Genomic DNA, 3460 nt, shown 5'->3' with positions numbered 1-3460 from the left:
AGCCGCGCACCACCGAGTAGCTGTAGTGGTAGTAGCCGCCGCCATTGGCGCAGGAACCCATGGAGATCACGTAGCGCGGCTCGGGCATCTGGTCGTAGACCTTGCGCAGCGCCGGGGCCATCTTGTTGGTCAGGGTGCCGGCGACGATCATCAGGTCGGACTGGCGAGGGCTGGCGCGCGGCGCGGTGCCGAAGCGCTCGAGATCGTAGCGCGGCATCGAGGTCTGCATCATCTCGACGGCGCAGCAGGCGAGACCGAAGGTCATCCAGTGCAGCGAGCCGGTGCGCGCCCAGTTGATGATGTCGTCAACCGAGGTCAGCAGGAAGCCCTTGTCGGAAAGCTCGCGGTTCAGCGCCTGGGTGGCGACCTCCTTGTCGCCGCCGGCGCGGTAGGCGCCGTAGGCTGCCGGGGCCGAGGCACCGGATTTCAGCCGCGGGGCCTGCGCTCCACTGCCCTGCACGTCGGTCACCAGCGGCGTCTGCTCGTCGCTCACTCCCATTCAAGCGCCCCTTTCTTCCATTCGTAGGCGAAGCCGGCGGTCAGCACGCCGAGGAACACCATCATCGACCAGAACCCGACCATGCTCACATCCTTGAAGGCCACGGCCCAGGGGAACAGGAAGGCGATCTCGAGATCGAAGATGATGAACAGGATCGACACCAGGTAGAACCGGACGTCGAATTTCATGCGCGCGTCGTCGAAGGCGTTGAAACCGCATTCATAGGCCGACACCTTCTCGGGATCGGGGTGACGGACGGCGAGCACGACCGCGGCGAGGATCAGGATGGCGCCGAGCGCGATCGCGATGCCCAGGAAAACGAGAATAGGGAGGTACTCCCTCAGCATCTCTTCCACTTGCTGGCTCCTTTGCGAGGCGCGCCGTGCGTCCGGCGCGGAAACCATGGCGATGTTGCCTTGCTATGAGTGACTTATCGCTCACGCCGGACGGGGTCAACAAGCCGCGCAAATATTCAGAAATGGTTAAAACCGTGATTTTCCAGCCTGATAGGCCTGTTGGGCAGCGCCAAAAAAGTGATCGCGACATTTTTATCGTCGACTCCCGCATACAATTGCTGCGGCAGCACGGTGCTCAGGCGGTCATCACGACAAGCGCGAGCGCCGCCAGAACCGCCGAGACGGGCGCCCACCCGGCCCGCTCGGCGGGTTTCGCCGAGAGCGCGCACAACCCGGCGGAGGCGGCGTGCAATCCGACGGTTACCCAGCCGGTCCAGCGCGGCCAGCCGAGCCCGGGAAAGCCCGCCGCCGAAACGATCGCCAGCGCCGCGAACAGCATCAGAAAGGCCGTGAGCCCGGCAAAGAGCCGCCCGGCATAGGACAGCGCCCCCTCGCCCGCCCCGCCCGGCGCCACCCCGGCCAGCGGCGCGCCAAAGATCAGCGCGATCTGGAAGAAGATCACGGCAAGGCAGAGCGTGGCGTGGAAATGGGCGATCTGGATCAGGGTCCGGCCTCCTTGCGGCTGGGCTCAGGCTGACGCCCCCGGGCCCGCGGCGCAAGGCGCGACGCGGCGCGCCCGGCGCGGCGTGTCTTTCCTGCCCGGCCTCAGCCCCAGGGCGCCTTGCGCTTGTCGAGAAAGGCGCCGATGCCCTCGCGGGCCTCCTCGGTCTCCCAGCGCTTCGCCAGTGCCTCGATGGCGAAATCGAGATCGGCGGCGCTTACCTGCCCGGCCAACGCGTTGAGCAGCGCCTTGGCATCGCGCACCGCGAAGGGCGCACAGCTCAGGTAAGGCGCGATCTCGGCCTCGACCGCCTCGTCGAGCGCCTCCGGCGCCACCACCCGGGACAACAGGTTGAGCCGCACCGCCTCGGCGGCGTCGAACACCCGCCCCGACATGAAGACCTCGCGGGCACGCGTCGCGCCCATGCGGGCGATGGCATAGGGGCCGATATTGGCCGGGATCAGCCCGAGCCGGGTCTCGGTGAAGCCCATCTTCACCGCATCGGTGCCGATCGCCACGTCGCAGACCGAGACCAGCCCGACCCCGCCGCCCAGCGCGTTGCCCTGAACCCTGCCGATGAGCGGCTGCGGCAGCGCCGCCAGCGCCGCCAGCGCGGTGGCGATGCGCCGCGACTCGGCCTTGCGGGTCGCCGCATCCATGCCGAACTGCTCGCGCATCCACGCCAGATCGCCCCCGGCGCAGAACGACCGCCCCTCGGCGGCCAGCACCACCACGCGGACATCGTCCTCGGTGGCGAGCGCCTTCGCCGCCGCCTCGAGCTCGGTCATCATCTGCGCCGAGAGCGCATTGTGCTTCTCGGCCCGCGCCAGCGTCAGCATCGCCACGCCGCGCGCGTCGCGGGTCACCTTGATCAGCTCCATCGTCGGTCGTCCTTCCTGTCCCGTTGTCCCTTGTGGCCTCAGCCCCGCATCGCCCGCGCCATCTGCGCCGCGTCCGCCAGCACGTCCATGTCCAGCCCATGGGCGTAGCCCAGCGCCGAAAGCCGCGCCGCAACCGCCTCGGTCGCCACATTGCCCGCCGCGCCGGGCGCATAGGGGCAGCCGCCGAGCCCGCCGATCGCGGCGTCGAACACCCGCAGCCCGCGCCCCAGCGCCACCTCGATATTGTCGAGCGCCAGCCCGGAGGTGTCGTGAAAGTGCCCCGCCAGCCGCGCGGCGGGCAACTCGCCCAACACCGCCGTCAGCATGGCGTCCACCGCCTCGGGCGTGCCGCGCCCGATGGTGTCGCCAAGCGAGACCTCGTAGCAGCCCATATCGCGCAGCGCCGCGGCCACCCGCGCCACCGCCTCCGGCGCGACCGCCCCGTCATACGGGCACTCGACCACGCAGGAGACATAGCCCCTTAGCGGCACGCCGCGCGCTTTCGCCGCCTCTGCCACCGGCGCGAACCGCGCCAGGCTCTCTTCAATCGAGGCGTTGATATTGGCCCGGCTGAAGCCCTCCGAGGCCGAGCCGAAGATCGCCACTTCGTCGGCCTGCGCCGCCATCGCCGCCTCGAAGCCCTTCATGTTGGGCGTCAGCGCCGCGTAGGACACTCCCTCGGCCCGCGCGATCCCAGCCAGCACCTCCGCCGACGATGCCATCTGAGGCACCCATTTCGGGCTCACGAAGCTGGCGCATTCGATGCGCCGGAACCCGGCCCGCGACAGGCAGTCCACGAGCGCGATCTTCTCCGCCGCCGGGATCTCCCGTGCCTCGTTCTGCAGCCCGTCCCTCGGCCCGACCTCGAAGATCTCGACCCGCTCACCCATGGCGCACACCTCCCCTCTTCTCTACGTCCCAAATACTCGAACCCGGCCCAGACACCCAGACAAGCGCCGGGCTCCCGATCGCCACGCCCGCCACCGTGACCTCACAGCCCGAACCGCCCTCGCCACGTCCTCCCGACGCCCCATCTTCTCTACGTCCCAAATACTCAAATCCCGCCCGCGCAAACCCGACATCCGCCGAGCACTGCAAACCGACCCTGCCACAAAGCCCAAAC

At 68.9% G+C, this 3460-nt stretch carries 5 protein-coding genes; all 5 read right to left on the bottom strand.

Going from position 1 to position 3460, the window contains the following annotated elements; genetic code table 11:
• A partial coding sequence (locus tag AC6RA4_RS24215) for a NuoB/complex I 20 kDa subunit family protein (protein WP_500164682.1) occupies nucleotides 1–499 on the bottom strand: 499 nt, incomplete at its 3' end.
• Nucleotides 490–855, bottom strand: coding sequence for an NADH-quinone oxidoreductase subunit A (locus AC6RA4_RS24210; RefSeq protein ID WP_500164680.1), 366 nt, complete (start codon nucleotides 853–855; stop codon nucleotides 490–492). The genes AC6RA4_RS24210 and AC6RA4_RS24215, both read right to left, overlap by 10 nt.
• 235 nt (nucleotides 856–1090) lie before the next feature.
• Entirely contained in the window at nucleotides 1091–1417 is a 327-nt protein-coding gene (locus AC6RA4_RS24205) for a hypothetical protein (RefSeq protein ID WP_500164678.1), read from the bottom strand.
• A 143-nt stretch (nucleotides 1418–1560) separates the two neighbouring features.
• Nucleotides 1561–2337 (bottom strand): crotonase/enoyl-CoA hydratase family protein, encoded by a 777-nt coding sequence (locus AC6RA4_RS24200; protein WP_500164676.1) that lies wholly within the window; start codon nucleotides 2335–2337, stop codon nucleotides 1561–1563.
• 38 nt (nucleotides 2338–2375) lie between these two features.
• Nucleotides 2376–3227 carry a hydroxymethylglutaryl-CoA lyase gene (locus AC6RA4_RS24195; RefSeq protein WP_500164674.1) on the bottom strand — a complete coding sequence of 284 codons (852 nt, stop codon included), beginning with the start codon at nucleotides 3225–3227 and terminating at the stop codon, nucleotides 2376–2378.
• Between the last annotated feature and the right edge of the window lie 233 nt (nucleotides 3228–3460).

The sequence above is a fragment of the Salipiger sp. genome (assembly GCF_059781815.1).
This window is presented reverse-complemented; position numbering and strand designations above follow the sequence as displayed.

Excerpts from the sequence above, each read along its gene's own strand:
- AC6RA4_RS24200 (WP_500164676.1), bottom strand. The coding sequence starts at position 2,337 with ATGGAGCTGATCAAGGTGACCCGCGACGCGCGCGGCGTGGCGATGCTG.
- AC6RA4_RS24195 (WP_500164674.1), bottom strand. The coding sequence starts at position 3,227 with ATGGGTGAGCGGGTCGAGATCTTCGAGGTCGGGCCGAGGGACGGGCTG.